This window comes from Bradyrhizobium sp. BR 1433, from assembly GCF_051547665.1.
Taxonomy (GTDB): Bacteria; Pseudomonadota; Alphaproteobacteria; order Rhizobiales; family Xanthobacteraceae; genus Bradyrhizobium; species Bradyrhizobium australafricanum.
In genome coordinates, this window is record NZ_JBPUGG010000001.1 from 3,883,819 (window position 1) to 3,909,515 (window position 25,697).

General features: G+C 64.9%; 20 protein-coding genes and 2 pseudogenes. 3 read left to right on the top strand and 19 right to left on the bottom strand.

The features are described 5' to 3' along the window. Window positions 1-9: 9 nt before the first annotated feature. The 14 genes and pseudogenes from ACSKB9_RS19055 to ACSKB9_RS19120 all read right to left on the bottom strand — a co-directional run bounded on the left by ACSKB9_RS19055 (window position 10) and on the right by ACSKB9_RS19120 (window position 15,864). Window positions 10-1,209 carry an ABC transporter substrate-binding protein gene (locus ACSKB9_RS19055; RefSeq protein WP_438074897.1) on the bottom strand — a complete coding sequence of 400 codons (1,200 nt, stop codon included), beginning with the start codon at window positions 1,207-1,209 and terminating at the stop codon, window positions 10-12. A gap of 120 nt (window positions 1,210-1,329) precedes the next feature. Continuing rightward, entirely contained in the window at window positions 1,330-1,668 is a 339-nt protein-coding gene (locus ACSKB9_RS19060) for a DUF3052 domain-containing protein (protein ID WP_438074899.1), read from the bottom strand. Between the two features lie 86 nt (window positions 1,669-1,754). Next, the gene (gene ftsH, locus ACSKB9_RS19065) at window positions 1,755-3,677 is read right to left on the bottom strand and encodes an ATP-dependent zinc metalloprotease FtsH (protein WP_018268750.1); all 1,923 of its coding nucleotides are present in this window, start codon (window positions 3,675-3,677) and stop codon (window positions 1,755-1,757) included. Window positions 3,678-3,935: 258 nt separating this feature from the next. Then, window positions 3,936-4,970, bottom strand: coding sequence for a tRNA lysidine(34) synthetase TilS (gene tilS / locus ACSKB9_RS19070; protein ID WP_438074901.1), 1,035 nt, complete (start codon window positions 4,968-4,970; stop codon window positions 3,936-3,938). Between the two features lie 52 nt (window positions 4,971-5,022). Continuing rightward, entirely contained in the window at window positions 5,023-6,063 is a 1,041-nt protein-coding gene (ybgF, locus tag ACSKB9_RS19075; RefSeq protein ID WP_438074903.1) for a tol-pal system protein YbgF, read from the bottom strand. A 250-nt stretch (window positions 6,064-6,313) separates the two neighbouring features. Beyond that, window positions 6,314-6,796 (bottom strand): peptidoglycan-associated lipoprotein Pal, encoded by a 483-nt coding sequence (pal, locus tag ACSKB9_RS19080; RefSeq protein ID WP_016846948.1) that lies wholly within the window; start codon window positions 6,794-6,796, stop codon window positions 6,314-6,316. A gap of 271 nt (window positions 6,797-7,067) precedes the next feature. After that, window positions 7,068-7,802: an N-acyl amino acid synthase FeeM domain-containing protein gene (locus ACSKB9_RS19085; RefSeq protein ID WP_438074905.1), complete on the bottom strand. Its 735-nt coding sequence runs from the start codon at window positions 7,800-7,802 to the stop codon at window positions 7,068-7,070. Between the two features lie 172 nt (window positions 7,803-7,974). Next, window positions 7,975-10,299, bottom strand: coding sequence for a putative bifunctional diguanylate cyclase/phosphodiesterase (locus ACSKB9_RS19090; RefSeq protein ID WP_438074907.1), 2,325 nt, complete (start codon window positions 10,297-10,299; stop codon window positions 7,975-7,977). Between the two features lie 183 nt (window positions 10,300-10,482). Beyond that, a pseudogene (gene tolB, locus ACSKB9_RS19095) lies at window positions 10,483-11,842 on the bottom strand (Tol-Pal system beta propeller repeat protein TolB). 37 nt (window positions 11,843-11,879) lie between these two features. Beyond that, window positions 11,880-12,812 carry a cell envelope integrity protein TolA gene (locus ACSKB9_RS19100; protein ID WP_438074909.1) on the bottom strand — a complete coding sequence of 311 codons (933 nt, stop codon included), beginning with the start codon at window positions 12,810-12,812 and terminating at the stop codon, window positions 11,880-11,882. 30 nt (window positions 12,813-12,842) lie between these two features. Then, on the bottom strand, window positions 12,843-13,310 hold the full coding sequence (locus ACSKB9_RS19105) for a biopolymer transporter ExbD (protein ID WP_016846953.1): 468 nt from the start codon (window positions 13,308-13,310) through the stop codon (window positions 12,843-12,845). 34 nt (window positions 13,311-13,344) lie between these two features. After that, on the bottom strand, window positions 13,345-14,058 hold the full coding sequence (tolQ, locus tag ACSKB9_RS19110) for a protein TolQ (protein ID WP_016846954.1): 714 nt from the start codon (window positions 14,056-14,058) through the stop codon (window positions 13,345-13,347). Between the two features lie 573 nt (window positions 14,059-14,631). Continuing rightward, entirely contained in the window at window positions 14,632-15,018 is a 387-nt protein-coding gene (gene crcB, locus ACSKB9_RS19115) for a fluoride efflux transporter CrcB (RefSeq protein WP_057018130.1), read from the bottom strand. Window positions 15,019-15,264: 246 nt separating this feature from the next. Continuing rightward, on the bottom strand, window positions 15,265-15,864 hold the full coding sequence (locus ACSKB9_RS19120; RefSeq protein ID WP_016846956.1) for a superoxide dismutase: 600 nt from the start codon (window positions 15,862-15,864) through the stop codon (window positions 15,265-15,267). A 139-nt stretch (window positions 15,865-16,003) separates the two neighbouring features. On the opposite strand from ACSKB9_RS19120, the gene ACSKB9_RS19125 reads away from it, so the two are divergent. The 3 genes from ACSKB9_RS19125 to ACSKB9_RS19135 all read left to right on the top strand — a co-directional run bounded on the left by ACSKB9_RS19125 (window position 16,004) and on the right by ACSKB9_RS19135 (window position 18,746). Further along, a complete protein-coding gene (locus tag ACSKB9_RS19125; RefSeq protein ID WP_438074913.1) occupies window positions 16,004-16,534 on the top strand; it encodes a GNAT family N-acetyltransferase in 531 nt (176 codons plus the stop codon). A 136-nt stretch (window positions 16,535-16,670) separates the two neighbouring features. Next, window positions 16,671-18,041 (top strand): MATE family efflux transporter, encoded by a 1,371-nt coding sequence (locus ACSKB9_RS19130; RefSeq protein ID WP_438074915.1) that lies wholly within the window; start codon window positions 16,671-16,673, stop codon window positions 18,039-18,041. A 261-nt stretch (window positions 18,042-18,302) separates the two neighbouring features. After that, window positions 18,303-18,746 (top strand): DUF2147 domain-containing protein, encoded by a 444-nt coding sequence (locus ACSKB9_RS19135; RefSeq protein ID WP_438074917.1) that lies wholly within the window; start codon window positions 18,303-18,305, stop codon window positions 18,744-18,746. A 246-nt stretch (window positions 18,747-18,992) separates the two neighbouring features. On the opposite strand, the gene ACSKB9_RS19140 is transcribed toward ACSKB9_RS19135, so the two are convergent. From ACSKB9_RS19140 to ACSKB9_RS19160, 5 genes and pseudogenes are all read right to left on the bottom strand, one after another. Continuing rightward, entirely contained in the window at window positions 18,993-20,141 is a 1,149-nt protein-coding gene (locus ACSKB9_RS19140) for a DUF3095 domain-containing protein (protein ID WP_438074919.1), read from the bottom strand. 171 nt (window positions 20,142-20,312) lie between these two features. Beyond that, entirely contained in the window at window positions 20,313-21,518 is a 1,206-nt protein-coding gene (gene zigA / locus ACSKB9_RS19145; protein WP_438074921.1) for a zinc metallochaperone GTPase ZigA, read from the bottom strand. A 261-nt stretch (window positions 21,519-21,779) separates the two neighbouring features. Beyond that, window positions 21,780-23,644, bottom strand: a pseudogene (gene htpG / locus ACSKB9_RS19150) (molecular chaperone HtpG). A gap of 91 nt (window positions 23,645-23,735) precedes the next feature. Next, window positions 23,736-24,542, bottom strand: a complete 807-nt coding sequence (locus tag ACSKB9_RS19155; RefSeq protein WP_438074923.1) for an MBL fold metallo-hydrolase — start codon at window positions 24,540-24,542, stop codon at window positions 23,736-23,738. Between the two features lie 60 nt (window positions 24,543-24,602). Next, the gene (locus tag ACSKB9_RS19160) at window positions 24,603-25,583 is read right to left on the bottom strand and encodes an AraC family transcriptional regulator (protein ID WP_438074925.1); all 981 of its coding nucleotides are present in this window, start codon (window positions 25,581-25,583) and stop codon (window positions 24,603-24,605) included. Between the last annotated feature and the right edge of the window lie 114 nt (window positions 25,584-25,697).

The window sequence follows — 25,697 nt, forward strand, 5'->3', positions numbered from 1 at the left end:
GCCCCACCCTCAATTCCCTGTCTGAAGCTCGCCGAAGCGATCCCAGGTCTTGCCGTTGAAGCGCATCAGTTGCATCTGATCGACCGGCACGTGGTCGGCCGGCGAGGTGTTGACCTTGATGCCCGGCAGCAACATCGGCAATTCCAGGCCCTTGATCGCGAATGCCTGACGCAGGATGTTCTCGGTCGAGAGATCGTCGCCGCAGGCCTTGAGCACCGCCTCCAGCGCCATCGCGCTGTTGTAGGCGTTGACGTAGTTGGTGTCGTGCTGGTCGCCTTCCGGCACGTATCTGGTCATGAACTCGCGCCAGCCCTTCATGCCGGGATCGTCGCTCCATGCCGGGTCGTCCGGATCCTTCACATAGGCCGTGGAGATGATGCCGGTGCCGGCCTCGACGCCGGCAGGCTGCATCACGGTCGAGATCCACACCGCGGTGTTGGACAGGAACGTCATCGGCCGCCAGCCGATCTCAAAGGCCTTGCGGATCGACTGCGCCGCGAATTTCGGCGTCGCCGCAATCACGAAGACGTCTGCATTGGTGGCCTTCAGCTTGACGATCTGGGAGTTGATCGTCGGGTCCGTGATCTCATAGGTCGCAACGGTGACGACGGCATCATACTTCTCGCCGAGCACGTCCTTGAGGCCGGCGAGATAGTCACGGCCGTAGTCGTCGTTCTGCGAGATGACGGCGAACCTTGCATTCGGATTCTTCGCCAGCGCATAGCGCGCATACAGCCGTGCCTCGTAGCGGAACGGCGCCTGCACGCCCATCGTCGCCTGCGGGAATTGCGTGACGTCGCCGAATTTCGAGGCGCCGGAGGCCAGGAACAGCTGCGGGATGTTCTTGCCCTGCAGGTACTTTGCGATCGCGGTGTTGTGCGCGGTGCCGATCGAGGAGAAGATCAGTGCGACCTCGTCGCTCTCGACGAGGCGGCGCGTCTGCTCCACCGTCTTCGGCGGCGCGTAGGAATCGTCCAACGAGATGAAGTTGATCTTGCGGCCATTGATGCCGCCGCGCTCGTTCAGCATCCTGAAATAGCCGGCTTCGCCCTTGCCGAGCGCGCCGAACGCCGACACCGGCCCGCTATAGGGCATAGTCTGGCCGATCCTGATTTCGGTTGATGTGACGCCGCGCATCTCGGCGGCGAGAGAAGACGTGGGCAGCAGCAGGAACGAAATGGCGCCAAGCGCGCCGAATGCCTTGCGCATCGGCCTCCCCTCCCCTTTTCTTGCCGCGCCTTCAGACAACGCGGCTGTGCCGTTTGACGGCTTGGCGGGAGGATGCCACGGCGTTGCAGCGGAGGCCACGGATATTCGAAAGGCGCGATTTCAGCGCTTGCCGCGGTCCCTGACCGGGATCACGAATTTCAGCCCCGACCAGACGTTATCGACCGCACAGACCTTGACGTCGACCAGGCCGTTCGCGAGCCCGGTTTCGCGGACCTGTCTCTCCGTAAGATCGGTCGCGACGCGCGAACTCTTCTTCGGCCACGACACCCAGATCATGCCGTCAGGGGCGATCGCCTGACGGTAACGCCTCAGCTTGGCCGCAAGCCCCTCGGCCTTGGCGGCGAACAGGTGCACGACATCGAGCGGTGCCCGTGCGGTCTTCGCCACCAGCACATCGGCGGGCAGTTTGCCGACAACGTCGCCGTAGGGAACGGACAACCCGTCGACAAAAATACAAAGCCCGGCTCGAGGCCGAGCTTTTGCACAACTGGTTTGCCGGACGTGCCGGCCATCGCGGGCGAGGCTTACGCCTGCGGCTGCGGCTCCATGCCGGTGTCCGGATCGGGACGCGGGCGCGGCTTGCCGGCCGGCGGCACGGCGGAGGCGCGCGGCGTCGACGGCTCCAGCACCGACTCCCGGTTGGGCTTCTTGCCCTTCAAGAGGTCGATGATCTCGTCGCCGGTCAACGTCTCGAACTCGAGCAGGCCCTTGGCGAGCGCCTCGAGGTCCTCGCGCTTCTCGGTGAGGATCTTGGTCGCCTCGTTGTAGCCTTCCTCGACCAGACGCCTGATCTCGGAGTCGATCTTCTGCACGGTCGCCTCGGACGCATTCTGCGTGCGCGAGACCGACATGCCGAGGAACACCTCGTCCTGGTTCTCGCCGTAGGAGACGGTGCCGAGCTCTTCCGAGAGGCCCCAGCGCGTCACCATCATGCGGGCAAGGCGGGTCGCCTGCTCGATGTCGGAGGCGGCGCCCGAGGTCACCTTCTCGCGGCCGAAGATCAGCTCTTCGGCGACGCGGCCACCCATCATGATGGCAAGACGCGAAGTCATCTGCTCGAGCGACATCGACAGCTTGTCGCGCTCGGGCAGCTGCATCACCATGCCCAGCGCACGGCCGCGCGGAATGATGGTCGCCTTGTGGATCGGATCGGTCGCGACGACGTTGAGGCCGACGATGGCGTGGCCGCCCTCGTGATAGGCCGTCAGCAACTTCTCTTCCTCGGTCATCACGAGCGACTTGCGCTCGGCGCCCATCATCACCTTGTCCTTGGCCTCTTCGAACTCGGCCTGCGTCACCATCCGCTTGTTGCGGCGGGCGGCGGTCAGCGCAGCCTCGTTGACGAGGTTCATCAGGTCAGCGCCCGAGAAGCCCGGGGTGCCGCGCGCGATGGTCTTGAGGTTGATATCCGGCGCCAGCGGTACCTTGCGGACGTGAACCTTGAGGATCTGCTCGCGGCCGACGACGTCCGGGTTCGGCACCACGACCTGGCGGTCGAAGCGGCCGGGACGCAGCAGCGCGGGATCGAGCACGTCGGGACGGTTGGTCGCCGCGATCAGGATCACGCCCTCATTGGCCTCGAAGCCGTCCATCTCGACCAGCAGCTGGTTCAGCGTCTGCTCGCGCTCATCGTTGCCGCCGCCGAGGCCGGCGCCGCGATGACGGCCGACCGCGTCGATTTCGTCGATGAAGATGATGCAGGGCGCGTTCTTCTTGGCCTGCTCGAACATGTCGCGGACGCGGCTCGCGCCGACGCCGACGAACATCTCGACGAAGTCAGAACCGGAGATGGTGAAGAACGGCACGTTGGCTTCGCCCGCGACCGCGCGCGCGATCAGCGTCTTGCCGGTGCCGGGAGGGCCGACCAGCAACACGCCGCGCGGAATCCGTCCGCCGAGCCGCTGGAATTTGCCGGGGTCGCGGAGGAATTCGACGATCTCCTGCAGGTCCTGCTTGGCCTCGTCGACACCAGCGACGTCCTCGAAGGTGACGCGGCCATGCGCCTCGGTCAGCATCTTGGCGCGCGACTTGCCAAAGCCCATCGCCTTGCCGGCGCCGCCCTGCATCTGCCGCGACAGGAAGATCCAGACGCCGATCAGCGCGATGAACGGCAACCAGGAGACGAGCAGCGAGACGAACCACGGCACGTTGTCGCCGGGCGCCTTCGCGGTGATCTGCACCTTGGCGTCGTACAGGCGCTTCACCAGCGACGGATCGCTCGGCGCGTAGGTCTGGAAGCTCGTGCCGTTGTTGAAGGTGCCGTGAATCTCGGGCCCCTGGATCACGACGTCGCGGACATGGCCCTGATCGACCTCAGTGAGAAGCTGCGAGAACGAGATGTCCGAGGACGACGAGCGCTGGCCGGGATTCTGGAAAAGCGTGAACAACGCCAGCAACAGCAGGACAATGATGACCCAGAGGGCGAAATTCCGCAGATTGGCGTTCATGGTCTTCCTTCGTGGTCGCGCGGATCGCGGCCTCTCTCTATCCTTGGGCAGGCTCTGTGGGAATCCCCAGGGAATCCATCCCGTCGATGGCATACAATTTAGGTGCCGCTGGGGTAGATGCCAAGGGAACCACGCACGACTATTTACCGCATCCTAGCGCGATTCCCGGTCAAAAAATGGCGCTGAATCCGGTGTTTTTCCGGGGTGGTTAAGCCTCTTTGCCCGATTATGACAGCGATTGAAACAATCGAACCCGGCTCAGCGGGAGCGCGCCCGGCGGGGCGGTGCCGGGCCGATCCTGATCCGGCCGGCGGCGATGCTGATGACCGCTCCGGCAAGGGTCTGTTTCAGCCTGGATTCGCGTTTTCCCAAAGTCCCATCCAAGGCCTCGTCCATCGCGGCGAGCAGGGTTTCGACCTTGCCGAGCTCGGCCGGGCCCTCATGTCCGACGCGGTCGATGGCGCGCTTGAGCAGACGGACGCGGATTTCCTCGGGCATTACTGCGAACAGTGCAGCATCGAAGCCCGTGCCGGAGTTATCCTCGCTCTTCAACGCAAGATAGTGCTCGGCGCCGTCGACCAGCACCTCCAGGGCGGCGTTGGCGCGCGCGATCCGCGCGGCAAGCCGCGCCAGGTTCCGCGCGTTGCCGCCCTCCGCCGCGAGCATCGGCATCAGCGCGCGCAGCCGCGGACGCGTGAAGGTTCGATCGCGGTTGGTCGGATCGTCGGCAAAGCGGATGCGCGCCTTCTGCAGCGTCGCGATCAGCTGGGCCTTGGAGATGTCGAGCAGCGGCCGTGTCAGCAAGACGCCATCGCGCTCGGTCTCGCGCGCCATTGCCGAGAGGCCCGCAACGCCGCTGCCGCGCAGCATCCGCATCAACAGCGTCTCGGCCTGATCGTCACGGGTGTGCGCGGTCAAAATATGCGTGGCGCCATGCTTGCGTGCGGCCTGCGCGAGCAGTCGATAGCGGGCCGCGCGCGCCGCTGCCGGCACGCCGGTTCCAGGCTTTGGTCCAGTCCAACGCAACGTGTGATGCGGCAGCTCGAGACTTCGCGCCAGCCGCTTGACGTCGCGCGCCTCGCGAGCCGCTTCAGGACGCAGGCCGTGATCGACCGTGACCGCCACCAGCCGCGGTCCCTGCGCGAGCGCGCGGCGCCAGCGCGCGGCGAGCCACATCAGCGCGACTGAATCGGGACCGCCGGACACCGCAAGCAGGAGCGCCGGCGCGCCCGCAAGGCCTGCGAACAGGCGCTTGGCGTCCCTTGCCGGGATGGCGGATTGATCGTCGGGCATCGCAAAACCAGCTGCTGGCGGAGAGGCCGGAAGCGGCCTTCCCGCATCTGGTTTAGCACTTCACGCGCTTCTGCTCGCGGTCAACCGCAGCCTTGACCCCGCCGGACGCGCGCGGGTACTTCCGCGTGATCTCGCCGAACGCGGCGCAGGCCGCTTCCTTCTCCTTCAGCGCCGCCAGCGACTGGCCGAGCCGCAGCAGGGCGTCGGGCGCCTTCGCGGACTTGTCGAACTTGGTGGTCACGCCGAGGAAGGTCTCCGCAGCATCGCGATATTGCTGGCGCTGGAAATAGCTTTCGCCGAGCCAGTATTGCGAGTCCGCCACCAGGGGATCGTTCGGATACTTCTGGCCGAAGTTCTTCATCGTCTCTTCGGCGAGCGCATAGTCCTTGCGCTGCATATAGCCGATGCCGAGGTCGAACTCGTCCTTCGACGTCGCCGACGGCGGCAGCGTGGTCAGGGCTGCGCTCGCGCCGGGCGCACGCTGCGGGCTGGTGTTGCCGAGATTGAGCGGCTCGCCTGCCCCACGGCCGCCGGGCGCGCCAACCGCCGCCTCACTGGACATCGGCATCCCGCCGCCGCCAAGTGCGCGCGGCGCCCCTGGGGCATTCGGGTTCTGGTTCGGATCGAAGGCATCGCCGCGGCCGCGGCGGCCGGAAGCCGCCGGCGCCGGCTCCTGCGCGATCGGTGCGGGCGCCGCGATCTGCTGCTGCTGGTCATAGCCGCCCTGCGGCTGCCGGCCATATCCTTGCTGCGGCTGGCCGTAGCCTTGCTGGGGCTGGGCGTAGCCCGGCTGCGCTTGCGGGTAGGCCTGCGGCGGCTGCGCCGGTGGCGCCGCCGCAACGGGTTGGCCCGCCGGAGCCTGTCCAGCTGGGCCGGGCGGTTGCCCGCCAAGCTGCCGCAGCCGCTCCTCGAGCTGGCGGTTACGGTATTGCAGTTCCTCGTTCTGGCCGGTCAGCTGCCGCAGCTGGTTCTCGAGCCGCTCGATCCGCATTTCAGCATCGGAATCGTCGGATTGGGCAAACACTGGCGAGGAAACGGCGAGCAACGCCGCGATCGCCGCGGCGGAGGAAAGAAAATGAATCCTGGATGACATTTTGCCCTGACGACGAGATCGACGTGAAAAGCGAGCGACATTGAAAGACGGAGTACGCCGGAATTGTGACTGGCACTTCAAATCCGGGACAGCGTCGCGGGATACCGGTTTAGTACGGACGCTGGAACAAGCAAGCGGCCAATTGCGCGCAGCTTCGTTCATCTTGATGACGGCGGGCCGGGCCTTCGCGCGGCCAAAACAAAGCCGGCGCCCGAAGGCGCCGGCTTGAAAACACTCATTCAGGTTCGCGTCAGGAGCTGGCGTTCAGCACGGTGACGGCGCGACGATTCTGCGACCAGCAGGAGATGTCGTTACAGACCGCGACCGGACGCTCCTTGCCGTAGGAAATGGTGCGCATGCGGCTCGGATCGATGCCGCGCGAGGCGAGGTAAGCGCGGACCGACTGGGCACGGCGGGCACCGAGCGCGATGTTGTATTCGCGCGTGCCGCGCTCGTCGGCATGACCTTCGATGGTGAAGGAGTAACGGTTATAGGTCTGCAGCCACTGCGCCTGCTTGTCGAGGGTCGCCGTCGCCTGCGGGCTGAGATCGGTCTGATCGCTCTCAAAGAACACGCGGTCGCCGACATTGACCACGAAATCCTGCTGGCTGCCCGGGGTCGCGGCGCCCCCAATCGCGCCATTGGCGTCCAACGGGTTCTTGTTGGCGCAGGCGCCCATCGACAGCGCCACCGCCAGAACCGCAACCAGCTTCATACCCTGGAGATAATTCATTCCCGGAGCCTCCACGCTCGCGCTCTTCGTACTACCCAATCGGTCTACAGGGCGATGGTTAAGCGAACGTTCCGTCAACCTTGACGAGACCTTGCTGAACCCCATCAAATGCCAGGCAATGGCGAAAAGCGCCCCCGATGGTTAATGGGTGGCAAATGTGGCGCGATGGTGAAGGGAAGGCAAGGTTCGCGGGAACCGGCCGCTTTTGCAGGACAATTTGGCCTGCGCGCAACAGTCGATCGACACTGAATCGATGAGAATGCCGTTTCCCTCAGGGATTCGGCACGATCGAAGCGCGCTCGAACGGCTGCACGACGCCGTCGGGCTGCAACTGACCTTCGCGGTCGAACAGCATGCGCCGCTCGAAGGCGCTGGAGCGCAGGAAGGGATAGCGGGCCAGCACGCGTTCCCGCACCGTCGGCAGATGCGACGCCATCAAGCCGACCGGCTTCACCAGCCCGGGATAAAGCCGCGGCTCCGACCAGGTCTCGTGCAGGAACACACGCCGGTAGAACGCCATGTGCTCGGGCCGGACCGGCGCGAGGCCGTAATCGGCGTTGAAGTGCACGCCCGCGGTCGAGCCGAGGCGCACCGTGACATAGGGCAGTTCCGGGACGTTCCGGGCCTTCTCGGGATCCGCGACGAAGCGCGTCGAGTCGATGAAGACCAGACCCTGATCAAGCTTCGGCAGCAGCACGTCGCCGAACACCTCGAGCGTCGGCGAGGTACGCCATTCCGGCGTCACCACGGTGATGCGGATCGAGCTGCAGAGTTCGCCTTGCAGATAGACACCGAACACCCAGGCATTCGGCGCATCATCGAACTGATCGACAACCCGCTCGTCCGCCGAGGGCCGGATCGCGCCTTCGCGCAGATAGGCGCGATAGCGAAGCCGGTAGATCTCGTCTTTCTGTTCCGGGGTCTGAGCGAGGCGGTAATCGACTTGATCCAGAGGGTCCGCAAGCCTTCCTGTCGCGGGCTTGATGGCTTCGGCCGCGGACCTCATTTGGTACTCCCTGAACAACGCAACAACTTCAACGCGCGGCCAAAAGATTAACAGCTTCTTAATTTCCGTCAAAGCAATCGAGGCAATACAGTTAACCTCCGACCGCAAGGGCACACTACGAATGGTGCAGCCGAAGGCTCTCACAACTATCGATTGAGGGTATTGTGCCGGGTCAAGCGATCGAGCGCGAGGGAACCACGTGCAGTTGCTCGTCGGTCCGCCGGCCGTGCGAGGCATTGAGCAGCTGGCGGATGCGGACGGAGGGAACCGGCCGGCTGAACAGGTATCCCTGTGCTTCGGTCACCGCGCCATCGGCGCTGATCAGTTCGAGCTGCTCATTGGTCTCGATGCCCTCGACCACGACCGACATACCGAGATCCGCCGACAGCCGCGCCACCCCGCGCAGCAGGGTCAGCGGACGGTCGCTGTCGATGCCTTCGAGGAAGGAGCGGTCGATCTTGACCTTCTGCAGCGGGAAATTGTGCAGGTAGCTGAGCGACGAGTAGCCGGTGCCGAAATCGTCCAGCGAGATCCGCACGCCGAGCGAGCGCAACTGGGACAGCAAGTCGTGGGTCAGCTCGGTGTTGTGCAGCAGCGAGGATTCGGTGATCTCGATCTCGAGCCGGTGCGCCGGCAGGCCGGAGACCTCGAGAGCGTAGCGAACCTCGCTCAGCACGTCGCGCTGGTGGAACTGCTGCGGCGAGAAGTTGACCGCGACGCTGACCGCCTCGGGCCACTTCATGCATTCCATGCAGGCCTTGCGCAGGATCCAGCGGCCGAGATCGACAATCAGGCCCATGTCCTCGGCAACGGGAATGATGTCGACCGGAGAGACCGTGCCGCGTGCCGGATGGTTCCAGCGCAGCAGCGCCTCGCAGGTGCTCACCTTGCCGGACTTCAGGTTGATCAGCGGCTGGTAGAACAGCTCGAATTCCTCGTTGGCGAGCGCCTTGCGCAGGTCGAGCTCGAGGATGCGGCGGGCCTCGACGGTTTGCGCCATCTCGTCGCGGAAGAAGCAGAAGGTGCCGCGGCCGTCGGCCTTGGCGCGGTAGAGCGCCATGTCGGCGTTCTTCAGCAGCGTGTCGGCGCCGACGCCGGGCGCGGTCATCGCGATGCCGACGCTGGCGCCGATCTCGACCAAATGGTTGTCGATCTTGTAGCGCTCGCTGAGGCGGTCGACGATGCGCCGAGCCAGCGCCGCAGCGTCCTCGTGCGAGTGGATGTTCTGCTGGACCACCACGAACTCGTCGCCGCCGAACCGCGCCACGAAATCCTCCGGCCGCAGCATCTCGCGCAGCCGCTCGGCGACCGCGCAGAGCAGCTGGTCGCCGCAGGGATGACCGAGCGTATCGTTGACCTGCTTGAACTGGTCGAGGTCGACGAACAGCAATGCGGAGCGATGATCGCCGTGCTGCATGGCGAGCAACCGGCCGATTTCGTCCCGGAAATTGACGCGGTTGGGCAGCGCGGTCAGCTCGTCGTAGCGAGCGAGGTGGCTGATCCGGGCCTCGGCGTCCTTGCGCTCGGTGATGTCCTCGACCAGCACCACCGTGCCGCCGCCGGCCATCGGCTGGAAAGTCCAGTCGAGCGAGCGGTTCTTGGTTGGGTCGGGATCGCTGGTGACGATATCGCCGCGCTGCGAGCTCTCGATCTCGTAGAGGATCTGCTGTGCGGCCGCGGCCGAGATCGAGCCGGACAGGACACAGGCGTTGCAGATGTCGGTCGCGCTGGCGCCGCGCTGCACGAAATCGTCCGACAGCTGCATCATCTCGATGAAGCGGTGGTTCATCACCGCAACGCGGCCGTCGGCGCTGAACATGCACAGGCCGTGCGGCATGTTGTTCAGCGCGGTATCGAACTGGCCCGCCAGCGCGGCCTCGCGCTCCTTGGCGATCCAGGCGTTGACGTAGATGCGCTGCAGGCTGGAGGTCAGATGCCGGATGGCGCTGAAGAACACCAGGCTGAGCAGTGCAAGGGCGATGTGATAGGGGCCGCCGACATACATCAGCGCCAGGATCAGGGGACCGATCGACATCAACAGATGCAGGTGGAAGATCTGCGGCCGGCCGAAGGTCCGCCCTACCCCCGCCGAGGTGTAGGCGACCACCGTGGTCACGCACAGCATGTGCGCGGCGGCATCATTGGTCGTGAGCAGCACGGTGACGCCCCAGATGCCGAGCGAGATGCCGTAGGCGATGGTGCCGATCCGGTAACGCTTCTCCCAGGTCACGGACTCTTCGACGGTGAGCCGGGAATTGCGCTGCTGGTAGCGGTACATCTGCAGCGCGCGCGCCAGCCCCACCACGATGAACAGCGGCACGCATAGCCAGCACAACAGATTGCTCGTGACAGCCGCAATCACGGCGCCCGCAATGGCGGGACCGAAGGCGCCGAAAATCATGGGCGCTGGGTTCATGAACAGGGAATCGACCAGTGCCGCCGAAATCGTCGGCGACATCGACCGGTCCGGTTCACCCGTCTGACTTGCAAACTGCATTGTGAGAGCGCGCGTCCTTTTCAGCTCGCACTCTTACTGATCGCAGGTGAAGTCTTTCTGAGCGAACATCGTTAGCAAGTCCTTGCCGCGCCCAGGCGACGACCGGAATTCACTATAAAATTCAGTGCGCTAGGTGAGAAGCGCTGACCGCCGCCGAGGTTCCCGGAGCAGTCTGCACCCACCTCACGACAACAGCGGCGACCAGGCCGGGTCGGAGGCAAAGCCCGGGGTCGGTACCCGCAGCTCGTTGCGGCCGGAGACGTCGATGGTGAACAGCGACGGGCCGCTGTTGCCGCCGGGATCGCGGAAAAACATCACGACGCGCCCGTTCGGCGCAAAGGTCGGGCCTTCATTGTGGAAGCCCGAGGTCAGGATGCGCTCGCCCGAACCGTCGGGTTTCATGATGCCGATCGCGAACTGCCCGCCGCCCTGCTTGGTGAAGGCGATGTAGTCGCCGCGCGGCGACCAAACCGGCGTCGAATAGGTGCCGTCGCCGAACGAGATGCGCTGTGCACCGCCGCCGGTTGCCGGCATCACGTAGATCTGCGGCTTGCCACCGCGATCCGAACTCGAAGCACAGCCGCGTGCCGTCGGGCGCGTAGGACGGCGAGGTGTCGATCGCCGGCGTGTCGGTCAGCCGCGTCATCGACTTCGAGCGGAGATCCATCACGAACAGGTTGGAGTTGCCGCCCTGCTGCAGGCTCATGATGACGCGCTGGCCGTCGGGCGAGAAGCGCGGCGAGAACGACATGCCCGGGAAGTTGCCGACGATCTCGCGCTGGCCGGTCTCGATGTTGAGCAGATAGACGCGCGGGTCGCCCTGCCCGAATTCCATATAGGTGATTTCCTGGGTCGACGGCGAAAAGCGCGGCGTCAGCACGAGATCCGAACCGCGGGTCAGGTAGCGCACATTGGCGCCGTCCTGGTCCATCAGCGCGAGGCGCTTGACGCGGCGATCCGCCGAGCCGCTCTCGTCGACGAACACGACGCGGGTATCGAAATAACCCTTCTCGCCGGTCATCCGCTCGTAGATCTGATCGGAGATGATGTGCGCGATGCGCCGCCAGTATTCGGCCGAGGTGTCGTACTGCTGACCGGCGAGCTGCTGGCCGGTGTTGACGTCCCAGAGCCGGAATTCCGCCTTCACCCGCCCGTTGCCCTGGCGCGTCATGCGGCCGGTCACCAGCGCCTGCGCGTTGATGCTCTTCCAGTTGTTGAAGTTCGGCGCCGCGTCGATGTTGATCTGCTTCTCGAGATAGGCGGCCTGATCGATCGGCGCGAACAATCCGCTGCGCTTCAGGTTGTTGGTGATCACCTGGGTGACGCCGACACCGACTTCGGCATCGCCAGGCGTGCCGGCGGCGAAGTTCGGAATCGCGATCGGCACCGGCGCGAACTCGCCCTCGGTGATGGTGATCCGCTTCTGGGCGGATGCCGGGCCGGTGAGGCCACCCAGCATCGCGCCGGCGGACGCCATTCCGGCCAGGATCTGCCGGCGGCTCGGACGAAATAGCGTGTGAGGCAAGCGGGTCTTGTCAATCATCGTTCGAACTCATGCTCGTAAACGGTAGCGTGCAATTTCAGCTCTGCCTCTCGGTGAAGGCCGGCTCGAAGAACTGCCACTCCTCAAAGAATGCTGGAGGCAATCGATAGGGCTGGCACTCGATGATCGCGCGCAAGCCGCTCTCCTGATACACCCGAAGATAAGGCGTCTTCGCGTTTCCTACCACGACCGGCATGCCTTCCAGCGTACCGTCGCGCTTCAAATGGATGGAGAACACGGCTTCTGCCATTTGTGCCTCTATTCCACCGTAAGGCTTCTTCCAGCAGCGCTCGACCTGCTGCCGGAACATCGCGCCCCAGGTCGCGGAATTGTCGGCAGCCTTGCCCTTCGCGGTGCCGAGCGCCGCATTGGCATTGAGCGTATCGCCGGTCGCCGCGGCGCGCGTCGGGTCGCGCTTGTCGAGCAGGGCTGCGATCTTGCTCTGGTCGAACACGCGATCCTTCGGCTTCTGCTCCGGCGGCGGCTTGGCGGCCTGCGCAACCGGCTTCGGCGGCGGCTTCTTCTCTTCCTTCTTGATCGCTTCCGCGATCGGGTCGGGCTTCACCGGATCGGGCTTCTTGTCGACCGGCTTCGGCTCTTCCTTCGGCTTGTTCTCGACCTTCTTCGGCGGATCCGGCTTCTTGTCTTCCGGCTTCTCCACCTTCGGCGCCGGCTGCGGCGCGGTGTCGGTCACGACCGGGGGCTTTTTCTCCTCGACCTTGCCGACGGTGTCGTCGACCGGCTTGGCTTCAGCGACCTTGTCGACCAGCGGCTTGGGATTTTCCTTCTTGCCGTCCTTCTGACCGGCCATGACATGCGAGAGCTGGTCGGGCGAGATCACGTCGACGGCAACCGATTCCTCTTCGGGCATCACGTACGCCTTGGTCGACCACGACACGAGGCCCCACCCGATCACGAGGACGTGCAGGACAATCGATGCCGCCAGAGTCTTGTCGACCTTGACCTTCAAATCAGGCTTCCCCGTGCCTTGGCATGGTGGTTATCCGCCTTCCGGGATGATGACGATATTCGCCTTGAATCCCGCGGCCCGGACCTCCCCGAGCAGTTTCATCATATCCGTGTAACAGACGTCCTTGTCGCCACGCAGATAGACCACTTTTTCGGCATCCGACCGGGCGTCACCGATCGCCTTGATCTTGGCCGGAAAATCGGCGGCCGTGACCGGCGCGTCACCCAGATAGAGCTCGACATTCGAGTTGCAGCCGCCGCCGGTGCGTTTGACCGACAGGGTCAGCGGCGGCTGGTTCGACGAGATCGACTTGCCGCCGCTCGCCACCGGCAGGTCGATGTCGATGTTCGACGTCATCAGCGGCGCCGCGACCATGAAGATGATCAGCAGCACCAGCATCACGTCGACCATCGGCGTGACGTTGATCTCGGCCATGACCGGCTTGCGCCCGCCGCGGCGGCGTCTGCCACCGCCGGACCCTGCCATGCTCATCGCCATGATCGCACACCCGCAAAAGTGACCATCATCTAACTCAACCCCGCTCGTCGATCTGACGGGACAGGATGGCGGAGAACTCGTCGGCGAACCCCTCCAGGCGCGCGGCCTGCCGGTTCACCTCCGAAGTGAACTTATTGTAGAAAATAGTCGCCGGAATTGCGGCAATCAGGCCGATTGCGGTGGCAAACAGCGCTTCCGCGATACCGGGCGCCACCACCGCCAAAGAGGTGTTTTTGGAGGCCGCGATCGACTGGAAGCTCGACATGATGCCCCAGACGGTGCCGAACAGGCCGACAAAGGGACCGGCCGAGCCCACGGTGGCGAGCACCAGCAGCCGGCGTTCCAGTCGCTCCACCTCCCGGGCGATCGAGACGTTCATGACCTTCTCGATCCGCGCCTGCAGGCCGGCAAAGGACCGCGACTGGCTCTCGAAGGAGCGCTTCCACTCCCGCATCGCCGCGACGAAACAGGCCGCCATCGACTGGGTCGGCTTGGCAGAGAGGGCCCGGTAGAGTTCCTCGATCGACTGGCCGGACCAGAACGCCTGCTCGAACTTGTCCATGGCCCGCTTGGTGCGGGCGTAGAGCAGGATCTTGTCGATTGCGATCGCCCAGACCCACACCGAGCAGGACAGAAGTCCCAACATCACGCATTTGACGACCCAATGGGCCTGCCAGAACAGCGCGATCAGCGACACGTCGCTCGATGCCAGTGGCAGAGTTGACTGAGCCACGTCGGCGGGATTCATCGGCAATATCCTCTCAACGCAAGTGTCCCAATTCGGCGGGCCGCCAATCGGCACCCCTTCCACGGCCGCGCGCCCGGCGCGGCAAAACTGCGCGAGAGCCTCTTACATCTGTCGCATGGGGGGGCCCGTCCAAAGCCGGGCCCTGCTTCCCCTGCCAACATGTCAAAACGAGGGCTTTTCACGCGTCATTCCGACCCTAACCAAACGCTAATCATGGTTAAGGCGAGGTTACCAAAGGGAAATTTGGAGGCGGGAAATGCCGCCGGCGGAGGAGGTTGGCGGGTTCCACAGATGAACAGTTTCCGCGGGATGGAAGGTGACGAGACCCCTTCCCACGTCGTCCCGGCCTAGTGCGCCATTGCGCACGGGGGCCGGGATCCATAACCACCGCACTCAGTGATGAACGGGATCGCGGCCCCAGCGCGCGCAACATTTGAGACTTGGGGTAATGGATCCCGGCCTTCGCCGGGACGACGGGAAGGATGGTTCTCGATTCAAGTTGCCACACCACGCGGTGTCATCACCCGCATGCGGGTGATCCAGTATTCCAGAGATGGCGGTGCCGAGTGCATCTCACGTCAAATGCCTGATGATCGCGAGCCCGGCGAACAGGCCGGCGATCGAGAGAGCCACTGAGCCCGCGACATACAGCACCGCAAGGCCGAGCTCGCCGCGCTCATAGAGCAGCGCGGTGTCGAGCGAGAAGGCGGAGAAGGTGGTGTAGCCGCCGAGGATGCCGGTCATCAAAAATAGCCGCCAGGGCTGCGAGGCGTCGCCCTTGAAGGCGAGATAGCCGGCGATCAGGCCCATCACGGTCGAGCCCGTGATGTTGATGATGAAGGTGCCGTAGGGAAACGCGGTGCCGATGCAGCGCGCGCAGGTGACGTTGATCAGCTGGCGCAACGTGGCACCGAGACCGCCGCCGAAGAAGACGAGGAGATAGCTTGCCGCGTTACCCACCAATGCCCCCCGCTGGTGTGTGTCGAGTGAGGGCGCATCTTGCCGCACACTCAAATCACCCACCCCTGAAAGGGGAGGGTCGACGCGAATGAAATGAGCGGCGGGGCGGGGTCACAGTCTCTCCATTGAGAGACTGCTCGTGTTGAGAGATGACCCCTCCCCGTTTCGCATTTCGCTTCGCTGCATGCGAAACGCCCCTCCCCTTTCAGGGGAGGGTGAAGAAATATGCGACGGTCGAAGCCGCGCTTAGCCGGCCTTGCCGAACAGCTCGTCGACATAGTCCCAGTTGACGAGGTTTTCGACGAACGCCTTCAGATAGTCCGGACGGCGGTTGCGGTAGTCGATGTAGTAGGAGTGCTCCCAGACGTCGACGCCGAGGATCGGCACCGCGCCGTGGACCAGCGGGTTCTCGCCGTTCGGAGTCTTGGCGACCTCGAGCTTGCCGCCCTTGACCTGCAGCCAGGCCCAGCCGGAGCCGAACTGACCGGCGCCGGCAGCGGCGAAGTCGGCCTTGAACTTGTCGAAGCCGCCGAGGTCCTCGTTGATTTTCTTCTCGAGCCGGCCGGGCAGCTTGCTGCCGCCGCCATTCGGCTTCATCCACTTCCAGAAATGGATGTGGTTGTAGTGCTGACCGGCATTGTTGAAGACGGCCGCGTTCTTGCCGAACGACCCCTTCACGATCTCCTCGAGGGACTTGCCTTCGAATTCGGTCCCCTTGATCGCGTTGTTGCCGTTGGTGACGTAGGCTTGATGATGCTTGTCGTGGTGAAACTCCAGCGTTTCCTTGGACATGTAGGGAGCAAGGGCGTCGTGGGCGTAGGGCAGATCGGGTAGCGTGAAGGTCATGGGGTAATGTCCAACAGAGGGTGGGAGACTACACTTAACGGGCCCCCCTTATAGAAGGTTCCATGGCGGAGAAACACCGCATTTTCGGATCGCCCATGACAGATCGGCACAGCCCGAACCAAGACCAAGGACCCAGACGATGAGCATCGAAATCGACATTCTCAACGGAGATGCGTCGTGGCGGCGCGCCGAGCCGCTGCTCCAGGCGGTCTGGAGCCCGGATGCCGCCGAGAAGCCGGTCTGGGCGGACATCAAATGGGCCCACGCGGATTTGCGCGTACTGCTCGATGCGCCCGACGACAGCGGGCTGGCCTGCCATGTCGGTATCTATTTCCGGACCATCACCTGGAATGGCCACAAGGTGCATGTCGGCGGCATCGGCGGAGTCTCGACCCGTGCGGACTGCCGGCGGCGCGGCTATGCGTCACTGGCGTTAGATGCCGCCGTGCACACCATTCGTGCCAACGACGCGGTGAAATTTGCAATCTTATTCTGCGAGCCGCACAATTTCGCGTTCTACCAGGCACGCGGCTGGCATCCCTTCAGCGGCGAAGTCTATTGCGAACAGACTTCCGGGCAGATCCGCTTTGAGGCGATGGCGCCGTTCGTCAACGACATCGTCCGCGCGCCGCGCCAGGGCAAGATCGACCTATGCGGCCTGCCGTGGTGACCCCTGCATCGGCGGCGGTGGCGATGATCGGTGCAACATCGTAACATGTCGATCATCATTTATTGATTGCGAGCCCGGTTCACTGGCGTTGGATTGCAGTGCGCCCCTCTCCCGCTTGCGAAGTGAGCCGTGACGCATGACCATTGATGCCTCGATCGACGACGTGCAGCCGGCCACGCCGGTCAATGACCTGCTGACCGCGCCGATCCTGCCGACGCTGCTTCGCCTCGCGATCCCGAACACCATCGCCATGTTCGGCTCGACGCTGGTCGCGGTGGCCGAGACCTCTTACATCGGCCGGCTCGGCACCGAGCCGCTGGCCGGCATTGCGCTGGTGTTTCCGTTCGCGATGCTGACGCAGATGATGTCGGCCGGCGCGATGGGCGGCGGCGTCTCGTCGGCGATCAGCCGCGCGCTCGGCGCCGGCGACCGCGACCGCGCCGCCGATCTGGCGCTGCATGCGGCGATCATCGGCGGATGCGCCGGACTGTTCTTCACCGTGATGATGCTGGGCTTCGGCCGAAACTTCTATGCGCTGCTCGGCGGACATGGCGGCGTGCTCGAGCAGTCGATGCATTACTCGCAGGTGCTGTTCTCCGGCGCGATCTCGATCTGGCTGGTCAACACGCTCGCCTCCGTGGTGCGCGGCACCGGCGACATGCGGATTCCCTCGATGACTCTGATCACGGTCTCGATGATCCAGATCGCGGTCGGCGGCGTGTTGGGTCTCGGGTTGTTCGGCATGCCCGGTCTCGGCATGCGCGGCGTCGCCGCCGGACAGCTCACGGCCTTCACGTGTGGTGCGATCTTCCTCGCCTGGTATCTCGCCTCTGGCCGCAGCCGGTTGAAGCTCGACTTCGCCGCCTTCAGCTTCCAGCGCGCGATGTTCCTCGACATCCTCAAGGTCGGCGCGATCTCCTGCCTGTCGCCGCTGCAGAGCGTGCTGACCATCCTGATCTTCACCAAGATCCTGGCCAGCTTCGGCACCGAAACGCTGGCCGGTTACGGCATGGGCTCGCGGCTGGAATTCTTGCTGATCCCGATCGCGTTCGCGGTCGGCGTCGCCTCGGTGCCGATGGTCGGCATGGCAATCGGCGCGGGACTCGTGACGCGCGCCCGCAAGGTGGCGTGGACCGCCGGCACCGTCGCCGGACTTGTCGTTGGCCTCGTCGGACTTGTGGTCGCGCTCAAGCCGACGCTGTGGATTGCGCTGTTCACCACCGATCCCGGCGTGACCGCCGCGGCTTCGTCCTATTTCGCGCTGGCCGGCCCGGGCTTCGGCTTCTTCGGCGTCGGCGTCTGTCTCTATTTCTCCTCGCAGGGCGCGGCCAAGGTCGGCGGACCGGTGCTGGCCGGCACCATCCGCCTGCTGCTGGTCGGCATCGGCGGCTGGTGGCTCGCTACCGTGAGCGCCCCGGCGTGGACGCTGTTTGCGCTGGTCGGCGGTGCAATGGTGGCATTCGGCCTTGCCAGCATCATTTCGATCCGGCTGACCCGCTGGGGATAAATACGACACAGCGCCCTCGCACCGGAGCGTTGCCTGAGCATGACTGCTCCAGAAACAGGCACCAGATTTTTTTCGGGACCGCGCTCACCTGATCGCGCGAATATGACATTGCAGAAATTCTTCGGCTTGCTATGCAGGCCGACCTCTAAAGCGCGATGAGATTGGGTCGAATCGTCATCGCGCTTTAGCTTGTTGTTTGATCATGATCTTTTCGGAAAGCCGCTTCGCACTTTTCCGGATCATGCTCTGGGGGAATAAGCCATGGCCTGCAGATTCGAATTCATGATCGCAATCATTGCGACGGTGCTTGCCGTGCCCGTCGCGCATGGGCAAGGCGCGCCTGAGCCGGTCGGCGTTTGGCAGACCCAGGCCGGCGATGCCCGCGTCAAGATCAGCAAATGCGGCGGCGGCATCTGCGGCGTGGTGGTGAGCCTGCGCGACCCGATCGATCCGATGACCGGCAAGCCCCAGGTCGACAACAAGAATCCGAATCCGTCGCTGTCCAGCCGGCCGATCATTGGGCTGTCGCTGTTCTCCGGCATGCATCCTGTCGCCGCAGGCAAATGGTCGGGCCAGATCTACAACGCCGACGACGGCGGCACCTATGCGAGCAGCATCTCCGTGACCGGCGAGAGCACGCTGCGCGTCGAAGGCTGCGTCGGCGCGCTGTGCGGCGGCGAGACCTGGACGCGGGTGGGGCGGTAATTCTGAGCCGAGCGGCAACCGCGACGGGACCGTGCTCCCTCGCCCCGCTCTTGCGGGGAGAGGGTTGGGGTGAGGGGCTCTATCCGCGTAGCCATATCTGAATTGTAGTCAGCTCACCGTCGATCTCGCGAGTCGGATGAATATCTCCTTGCGGCCACGCATTGCCCTGCCCCTCACCCGGAAGCCACGCGAGGCGTGGCTTCCGACCTCTCCCCGCAAAAGAGCGGGGAGAGGTTAGAAAAATTGCTACACCGCGCGCGCCTTCAGCACCGTCGCGGCCGACGCGTAGCCGCCGCGGGCGCCGTCAATGAAGTGGACGTGGTCGGCGCGCATCACCGACGGAGTGAAACAGGTCATCATCGCGGCATCCTGCTCGTGCAGGCCATAGCGCACGATGCCCTGCGCGGCCGCGGCGGCGAGGCGTTGCTCGATGTCGGAAGCGAGCTCCGGCGTGCAATCCAGGATCATGCGCAGGCCGTCGTCGAACTTGCGGAAGTCTGAATTCTCGACCACCTGCTGCAGATAACGTTTCGGCGCGAACTTGCCGACCGGGATGTTGAACCGCATCAGCGTATAGGCCCACAGCGCGAATGTGAGCACCATGGCGCGCCGCAGCGCAAGCGGGCCGCTGCGCCGTGCGCGCGCCTCGTACTCCATTCCCTGCGGCGGCCAGTGCAGCGGCGGGCCGCTGGCGGGCACCGGCCGGCCGGCGTCGGGACTCTTCTCGACGCGGACGACGATATCCTCGATCACCTTGCGGAAGGACGCGGGATCGGCGTTCTTCGCCGGCAGCACCAGCACCGACAGAATGACGCCGCGCGCGGACGGCATCACCTCGAAGCGGCAGGACAGGCCGGACAAATCGGGTTGCGTGCCCTGAGGCGCCGGATCGACCGCGAACTCGGCGCGCTTCATCGCGGCATCGGCGTAAGCAAGACCGCCGCCTGAGAACATCGCATAGGACAGATTGGCCGACGGCCCGAAGCGCGCGACGCGGACATCGGCGCCCGCGGCGCGGATCGCCGCCATCGGCACCAGCGCCACCCGCAGCACCAAATCGAGGTCGTCGTGCACCCAGCGCGCGGTCGCGGCGAGGGCTTCGCGCGCCTTGTCGAGATCGGCGGGCGCGACCGCAAAACCCGCACCGTCGCCGCCGAACACGAAGGGGAATTCGCGGCCCTCCAGCGCATTGGTGACGGCGGCGACCACCGCGGCGCCGGCCATGTTGACCGCCTTGTAGCGCTGCGCCGCGATCGCCTTGGTCGATTCCACGATATCGGCGACGCCGACCGTCCAGTCATCCGGCAACGGCGCATACAGCGCGGGGTCCATCAGCCGCGCGAAGCCGCGAAACACCGGAATGCCGCCGTAGAAGATATCGCTGCCGCCAGCCATCGCAACGCCGCGCCGTTTCCGCCCTGATGCGGGGATTCTCAGCAGATACGGCGCGGGTTGGGACCGGTTTTAGAAGCGTAGCCCGGATGGAGCGCAGCGAAATCCGGGGACCTCTCAAGCGGCGGGAGACCCCGGATTGCGCTTCGCTCCATTCGGGCTACGGTGACTGTCTCACGCCGCCTCGCCTGCCCTGCTCCACGGCGGAAACGGATCGCGCAGCCCGGCCCAGGCTTGCGGGTCCATGCCCGGTCTGCCGGTGACGAGGCAGGCATCGAGCCTGGGGCGGATGTCGTCCTCGTTCATGCCGGAGCCGATGAAGACCAGCTCCTGCCGGCGATCGCCGTAGAGATCGTTCCAGCTCCGCTGCATCATCAGTCGCCAGTCCGGATGATCCGGCCAGCGCTCGCGCGGGATCGCCGCCCACCACGAACCGAGGCCTTCGGTGCGGACGATGGCGCCGGCCTGGCTCAGCTCGCCGCACCAATCCGGGCGCGTCGCGATCCAGAAGTGGCCCTTGGCGCGGATCACGCCTTGCCAGCTCTCGCGCAGGAAGGCGTGGAAGCGCAGCGGATCGAACGGGCGCCGCGCCCGGTAGACGAAGCTCGTGATGCCGTATTCCTCGGTCTCCGGCACATGCCCGGCAGAGCCGTAGAGCTCCTTGTGCCAGAGCGGATGCTGCTGCGCGCGCTCATAGGCGAAGCGGCCGGTGTCGAGCACGCGGTCGAACGGGACTTTTGCGAAATTCGCCTCGACGATGTCGGCCTCGGGATTGAGCGCGCGCACGATGGTGCGGGCGGCCTCGCGCTCTGCCTGCGTCGCGGCATCGATCTTGTTCAGCACCACGACATCGGCGAACTCGATCTGCTCGACCAGCAGATCGACCAGCGTGCGCTTGTCGCCGTCGAGCGCCTCCCCGCGCTGGCTGAGGAAATCGGTCGAGGCGTAATCTTTCAGGAGATTGGCGGCGTCGACCACCGTGACCATGGTGTCGAGCCGCGCGACGTCGGAGAGACTCTGGCCGTCTTCACCGCGAAACTCGAAGGTCGCGGCGACTGGCAGCGGCTCGGAAACGCCGGTCGATTCGATCAGGAGATAATCGAAGCGGCCGCTCTCGGCGAGCGCGCGCACCTCCTTCAGCAGATCGTCGCGCAGGGTGCAGCAGATGCAGCCATTGCTCATCTCGACCAGTTTTTCGTCAGTCCGGGACAGGTTCGCACCGCCATCGCGAACCAGGTCGGCGTCGATGTTCACCTCGCTCATGTCGTTCACAATCACCGCAACCTTCAGGCCGCGGCGGTTGTTCAGGACGTGATTCAGCAAAGTGGTCTTTCCAGCCCCGAGGAAGCCGGACAAGATGGTGACGGGGAGTTTTTGCATCGAGATCAAACAGTTGCTGGAGGGATCGGCGGCGGCGGGACATGGGGCATTCGCTTGATGTTATGTTATAACATAACCTCAATGAGGCGCGGCCTGTCAAGCGCCTGGGCGGCGCAGTCAGCCTGCCAGTTTTAGGAATGCGTAGCCCGGATGGCGCGCAGCGAAATCCGGGGCCGCGCTATCCACGGATGCACCTGTCCCGGATTGCGCTTCGCTCCATCCGGGCTACGGGCTCAGGATGACGGGTTCAGAGTTCGCGCTCTACTTCCCCAATCCGCGCAGCACAAGCTGGTTCATGCGGCCAGCGAACGCGGCGGGATCGTCGGGCATCTCGCCGTCGAGGATCTGCGCCTGTTCGAACAGCAGCAGCGACAGGTCCTTCGCCTGCGCGGTATCGGTCGCGAGCGCTGCGACCAGCGGGTGGCGCAGATTGATCTCGAGCACCGGCTTTGTGATCGCGCCGCGGTTCTGCTGGGCGAGCAGCCGCTCCAGCGCGCGGTCGCGCGCATCGCCGCCTGCGACGAGGCACGACGCGCTCGCGGTCAGCCGCTGCGAGGCGCGGACGTCGGAGACGCGCTCGCCGAGCGCGTCCTTGATCACGGCGATCGTGGTCGCCGCGTCGGCCGCGGGTTCGTCCTTCTTGTCGTCCTTGTCGTCGGCAAGCGGGATCAGGCCAAAATCGACATCGCCCTGGCTCAGCGACTTCAGCGGCTTGCCGCCGAAATCGAGCGGCGCCGAGGTCCAGAACGCATCGACCGGATCGGTCAGGAGCAGCACCTCGATGCCGCGGGCGCGCGCCGATTCCAGCTTCGGGTTCGACTTCAGCCGCTCGACGCTGTCGCCGACCAGATAATAGATCTCGGTCTGGTTCGGCTTGAAGTCGTCGAACAACCTGCTTCAGCGAGCGGTTCTCGCCCGACGTCGTGGTGAAGCGCGCCAGTGCCAGCAGCTTGTTCGCGGCGCTCGAAATCCTCCCACAGGCCTTCCTTGATCACCGGGCCGAACGCGTTCCAGATCTTTGCGAAGGTCTCCGGCTCCTTCTCGCCGAGCGTCTCCAACTCGCCGATCACGCGGCCGGTGACGGCCTTGCGGATCTGCGCGAGTTGCGGATTGTTCTGCAGCATCTCGCGCGAGATGTTGAGCGGCAGATCCTCACTGTCGATCACGCCGCGGATGAAGCGCAAGTAAGCCGGCAGCAGCTCGGCATCGTCGGCGATGAAGACGCGGCGGACGTAGAGCTTGACCTTACCCTTGCGCTCGACCTGGAACAGGTCGAACGGCTTTTGCGACGGCGCGAACAGCAGCACGGCGTAGGACTGCCGGCCCTCGGCACGGTAATGCAGCGTCATCGCCGGCTCGTCGAACGCGCCGGCGATCTGCTTGTAGGCCTGGGCGTAATCCTCCGGCTTGAGCTCGGATTTCGAGCGCTGCCACAGCGCGCTCGCCGAGTTGATCTGGCGCGGCTCGCCCTCTTCCGGCAACAGCAGGATCGGAAACTGGATGTTATCGGAATATTCGCGGACGATGCGTTCGATCTCGTAGGCCTCGAGATACTTGGCGGCGTCCTTCTTCAGATGCAGCACGATCTCGGTGCCGCGCGCGACACGCTGGGCGGCCTCTTCGCCCGCCGGTGCAATCTCGAAGCCGCTGCCGCCTTCCGACGTCCACCCCCACACCTCGTCCGGGCCGGCGCGGCGGCTGGTGACGACGATCTTTTCGGCGACCATGAAGGCGGCATAGAAGCCGACGCCGAACTGGCCGATCAGGTTGGCGCCGTCCTTGGCCTCGGTGAGCTTCGACAGGAACGATCTGGTGCCGGAGCGCGCGATGGTGCCGAGATTGTCGATCAGCTCCTGGCGCTCCATGCCGATGCCGGTATCGACCACGGCAAGCGTGTTGGCCGCCTTGTTCGGGACGATCCTGATCTCCGGCGGCGTGCCGTCCGTGATCAGGGACGGATTGGCGATCGCCTCGTAGCGCAGCTTGTCGCAGGCATCCGACGCGTTCGAGATCAACTCGCGCAGGAAGATATCGGTCTCGGAATAGACCGAATGCACCATCAGGTGCAGCAATTCGGCAACCTCGGCCTGGAACGGCTGGGATTCGGCAGCGGCAGTTGTGGTCATGCGGAAACTCGGACAATCGGTAAGGGGCGGGAAAGCCCTGATATAGCGCGATCGCGCCGCGTGGCAAGGTTGCCAAAAGTGGCCGGAACCGTCAGTCCGCGATCGCCGCGAGATAGCGCTGCACCGAGCGGTCGAACGCCGCCCTGGCGTCGGAGGCGATGTTCTTGCCCCACCAGGCGCCGTAGATCCGATCATAGGCCAGCGGCTCGACCACCCGCGCGACGCGGCGGACCGCCGATGCATTGAGCGGGATATAGTTCGGGTAGGAATACATGAAGCTGACCGAGCGGCGGTCCATCGCCACCATCGCGATATCCCCGGTCAGAAGCGCGCCGCGCCCGTCGGCGCCCTTGCGCCAATGCAGCATGGTGGCGCCGGCGAAATGCCCGCCGCCGCGCACCAGCAGAATGTCGTCGGAGATGCGATGGCTGTCGCCCTGCCACGGCACGATCGACGGATAAGGCCGAGTCACCCATTGCGCGTCGTCGCCGTGGAGATAGACCGGGGCATTGTCGAACGCCGCGCTCCAGTCGGCGACCGCGCCATAATAATGCGGATGCGAGATCGCGATTGCCTTCAGCCCGCCGAGCGATCTGACATGCGCGATCGCCTCGGCGGTTGCCAGCGGCACGCAGTCCCACATCACGCAGCCGCCGCGGTCCGGCACCAGCAGCGCGCGCTGCCCGATCGCAAAGGACGGCTCGAGCGCAAGTCCAACGAGACCGAGATCGTCGCGCCAGACCAGTCTGTGCCGCTCTGCGAGCTCCTCGCGCGTCAGCCACGCCTGCCCCTTCCAGCTCACATATTGCCGCTCATCCTCGCAGATCGGGCAAGCCGGCGGTGGCGCCGCGGTTTCAGGAAATTGCGCGCCGCATTGTTCGCAGGTCCACAGAGGCATGGGCAGCGCCCTCGTTGCGATGAAGCTGGTCTGCTGATCTAGCGCCGCGGCAGCAGGTGTTCAATGCTTGCGACCCAGTTCCATCTGCATCTCCGCCGGCGCTATGCCGAACTTCCGGCGGAACGCGCGATGGAAATAAGAGAGGTCGTTGAAGCCGACCGTATAGGCGATGTCGCTGACCTTGCGGCCGGCGCCCTCTTCGTGCAGCAGCAGCCGGCGCGCCCGCAGCAGGCGCTGCTCGAGGACGAACTCCGAGAACGTCGTCCCTGCGGACGCGAACAGGCGCTGCGCCTGGCGGGTGCTCAGCGCATTCGCCTTTGCTATGGCCTCGATCGTGAGCTTGCCATTGTCGAGATTCTTCAGGACATCGGCCTTCATCAAATCGAGCCGCGCCTTCGCCGCGCCGTCGCGTCCCGCCAGTTCCTTTCTTTCGGCACTGCTGCCGAGCACGAGACCGACCAGGTCGGCAAGATGATGCGCCGCTGCCCGCTGGCCGGGCACGTCGAGATCGCCGGCAAGCTCGGTGCAGAGCGCGGAATAGCGCTCGATCATCGCGCCCAGGGTCGGCTCGCGCCCGAGCACCCGCGCCAGCTGCGTCTCCGCCGATGGTGCGACCTGGAGCAGCAGGCGCCGCGGAAACCGCGTCGTCGTAAAGCTGCCCGACCGGGTGAGATCGGCGGTGCCGACGATATTCATTTCGGTGAGGCACATCTGGCCGCGCTGAAGCTCGATCGCCTTGTCTGCCTGCGTGACCTGCACCGTGCCGCGCGTCGCGAAGATCAGGACAAGATCGTCGCAGCCGTCATTCAGAAGCGCGCGGGTGCGGGCGAAGCGGGCCGAGCCGCCGCGCGGCGTCGCGATGGCGACGGTATGCAGCAGCGTGAACTCGTTGTGGCAGTCAATGCGGTTGTCGTCGGTCGGTCCGACGTCGAGCCGGCAAAAGCCGCGACAAATCCCTTCGCGCCAAGCCTCATAGGCCGGCCCTTTCGCCAGCCCATGATGGAAGATCGAGAACCGGTTGGGCACCTGTGTCTCGGACATGATCCGTGCTCCGAACGCCCGATCGATCAAGGCTGACACGATCGCTCGCTTGCTGCCCGCCGCGCGCATGTCGTGTGCGCACGTCGTTCCTGTCCCTACGCTTGGCGCGACGGT

Excerpts from the sequence above, each read along its gene's own strand:
- tilS (WP_438074901.1), bottom strand. The coding sequence starts at position 4,970 with ATGCCCGACGATCAATCCGCCATCCCGGCAAGGGACGCCAAGCGCCTG.
- zigA (WP_438074921.1), bottom strand. The coding sequence starts at position 21,518 with ATGCAAAAACTCCCCGTCACCATCTTGTCCGGCTTCCTCGGGGCTGGA.
- ACSKB9_RS19160 (WP_438074925.1), bottom strand. The coding sequence starts at position 25,583 with ATGTCCGAGACACAGGTGCCCAACCGGTTCTCGATCTTCCATCATGGG.
- ACSKB9_RS19090 (WP_438074907.1), bottom strand. The coding sequence starts at position 10,299 with ATGCAGTTTGCAAGTCAGACGGGTGAACCGGACCGGTCGATGTCGCCG.
- ACSKB9_RS19140 (WP_438074919.1), bottom strand. The coding sequence starts at position 20,141 with ATGGCTGGCGGCAGCGATATCTTCTACGGCGGCATTCCGGTGTTTCGC.
- ACSKB9_RS19105 (WP_016846953.1), bottom strand. The coding sequence starts at position 13,310 with ATGGCGATGAGCATGGCAGGGTCCGGCGGTGGCAGACGCCGCCGCGGC.
- tolQ (WP_016846954.1), bottom strand. The coding sequence starts at position 14,058 with ATGAATCCCGCCGACGTGGCTCAGTCAACTCTGCCACTGGCATCGAGC.
- ACSKB9_RS19130 (WP_438074915.1), top strand. The coding sequence starts at position 16,671 with ATGACCATTGATGCCTCGATCGACGACGTGCAGCCGGCCACGCCGGTC.
- ACSKB9_RS19135 (WP_438074917.1), top strand. The coding sequence starts at position 18,303 with ATGGCCTGCAGATTCGAATTCATGATCGCAATCATTGCGACGGTGCTT.
- ACSKB9_RS19120 (WP_016846956.1), bottom strand. The coding sequence starts at position 15,864 with ATGACCTTCACGCTACCCGATCTGCCCTACGCCCACGACGCCCTTGCT.
- ACSKB9_RS19125 (WP_438074913.1), top strand. The coding sequence starts at position 16,004 with ATGAGCATCGAAATCGACATTCTCAACGGAGATGCGTCGTGGCGGCGC.
- ACSKB9_RS19155 (WP_438074923.1), bottom strand. The coding sequence starts at position 24,542 with ATGCCTCTGTGGACCTGCGAACAATGCGGCGCGCAATTTCCTGAAACC.
- pal (WP_016846948.1), bottom strand. The coding sequence starts at position 6,796 with ATGAATTATCTCCAGGGTATGAAGCTGGTTGCGGTTCTGGCGGTGGCG.
- ACSKB9_RS19055 (WP_438074897.1), bottom strand. The coding sequence starts at position 1,209 with ATGCGCAAGGCATTCGGCGCGCTTGGCGCCATTTCGTTCCTGCTGCTG.
- ybgF (WP_438074903.1), bottom strand. The coding sequence starts at position 6,063 with ATGTCATCCAGGATTCATTTTCTTTCCTCCGCCGCGGCGATCGCGGCG.
- ACSKB9_RS19085 (WP_438074905.1), bottom strand. The coding sequence starts at position 7,802 with ATGAGGTCCGCGGCCGAAGCCATCAAGCCCGCGACAGGAAGGCTTGCG.
- ftsH (WP_018268750.1), bottom strand. The coding sequence starts at position 3,677 with ATGAACGCCAATCTGCGGAATTTCGCCCTCTGGGTCATCATTGTCCTG.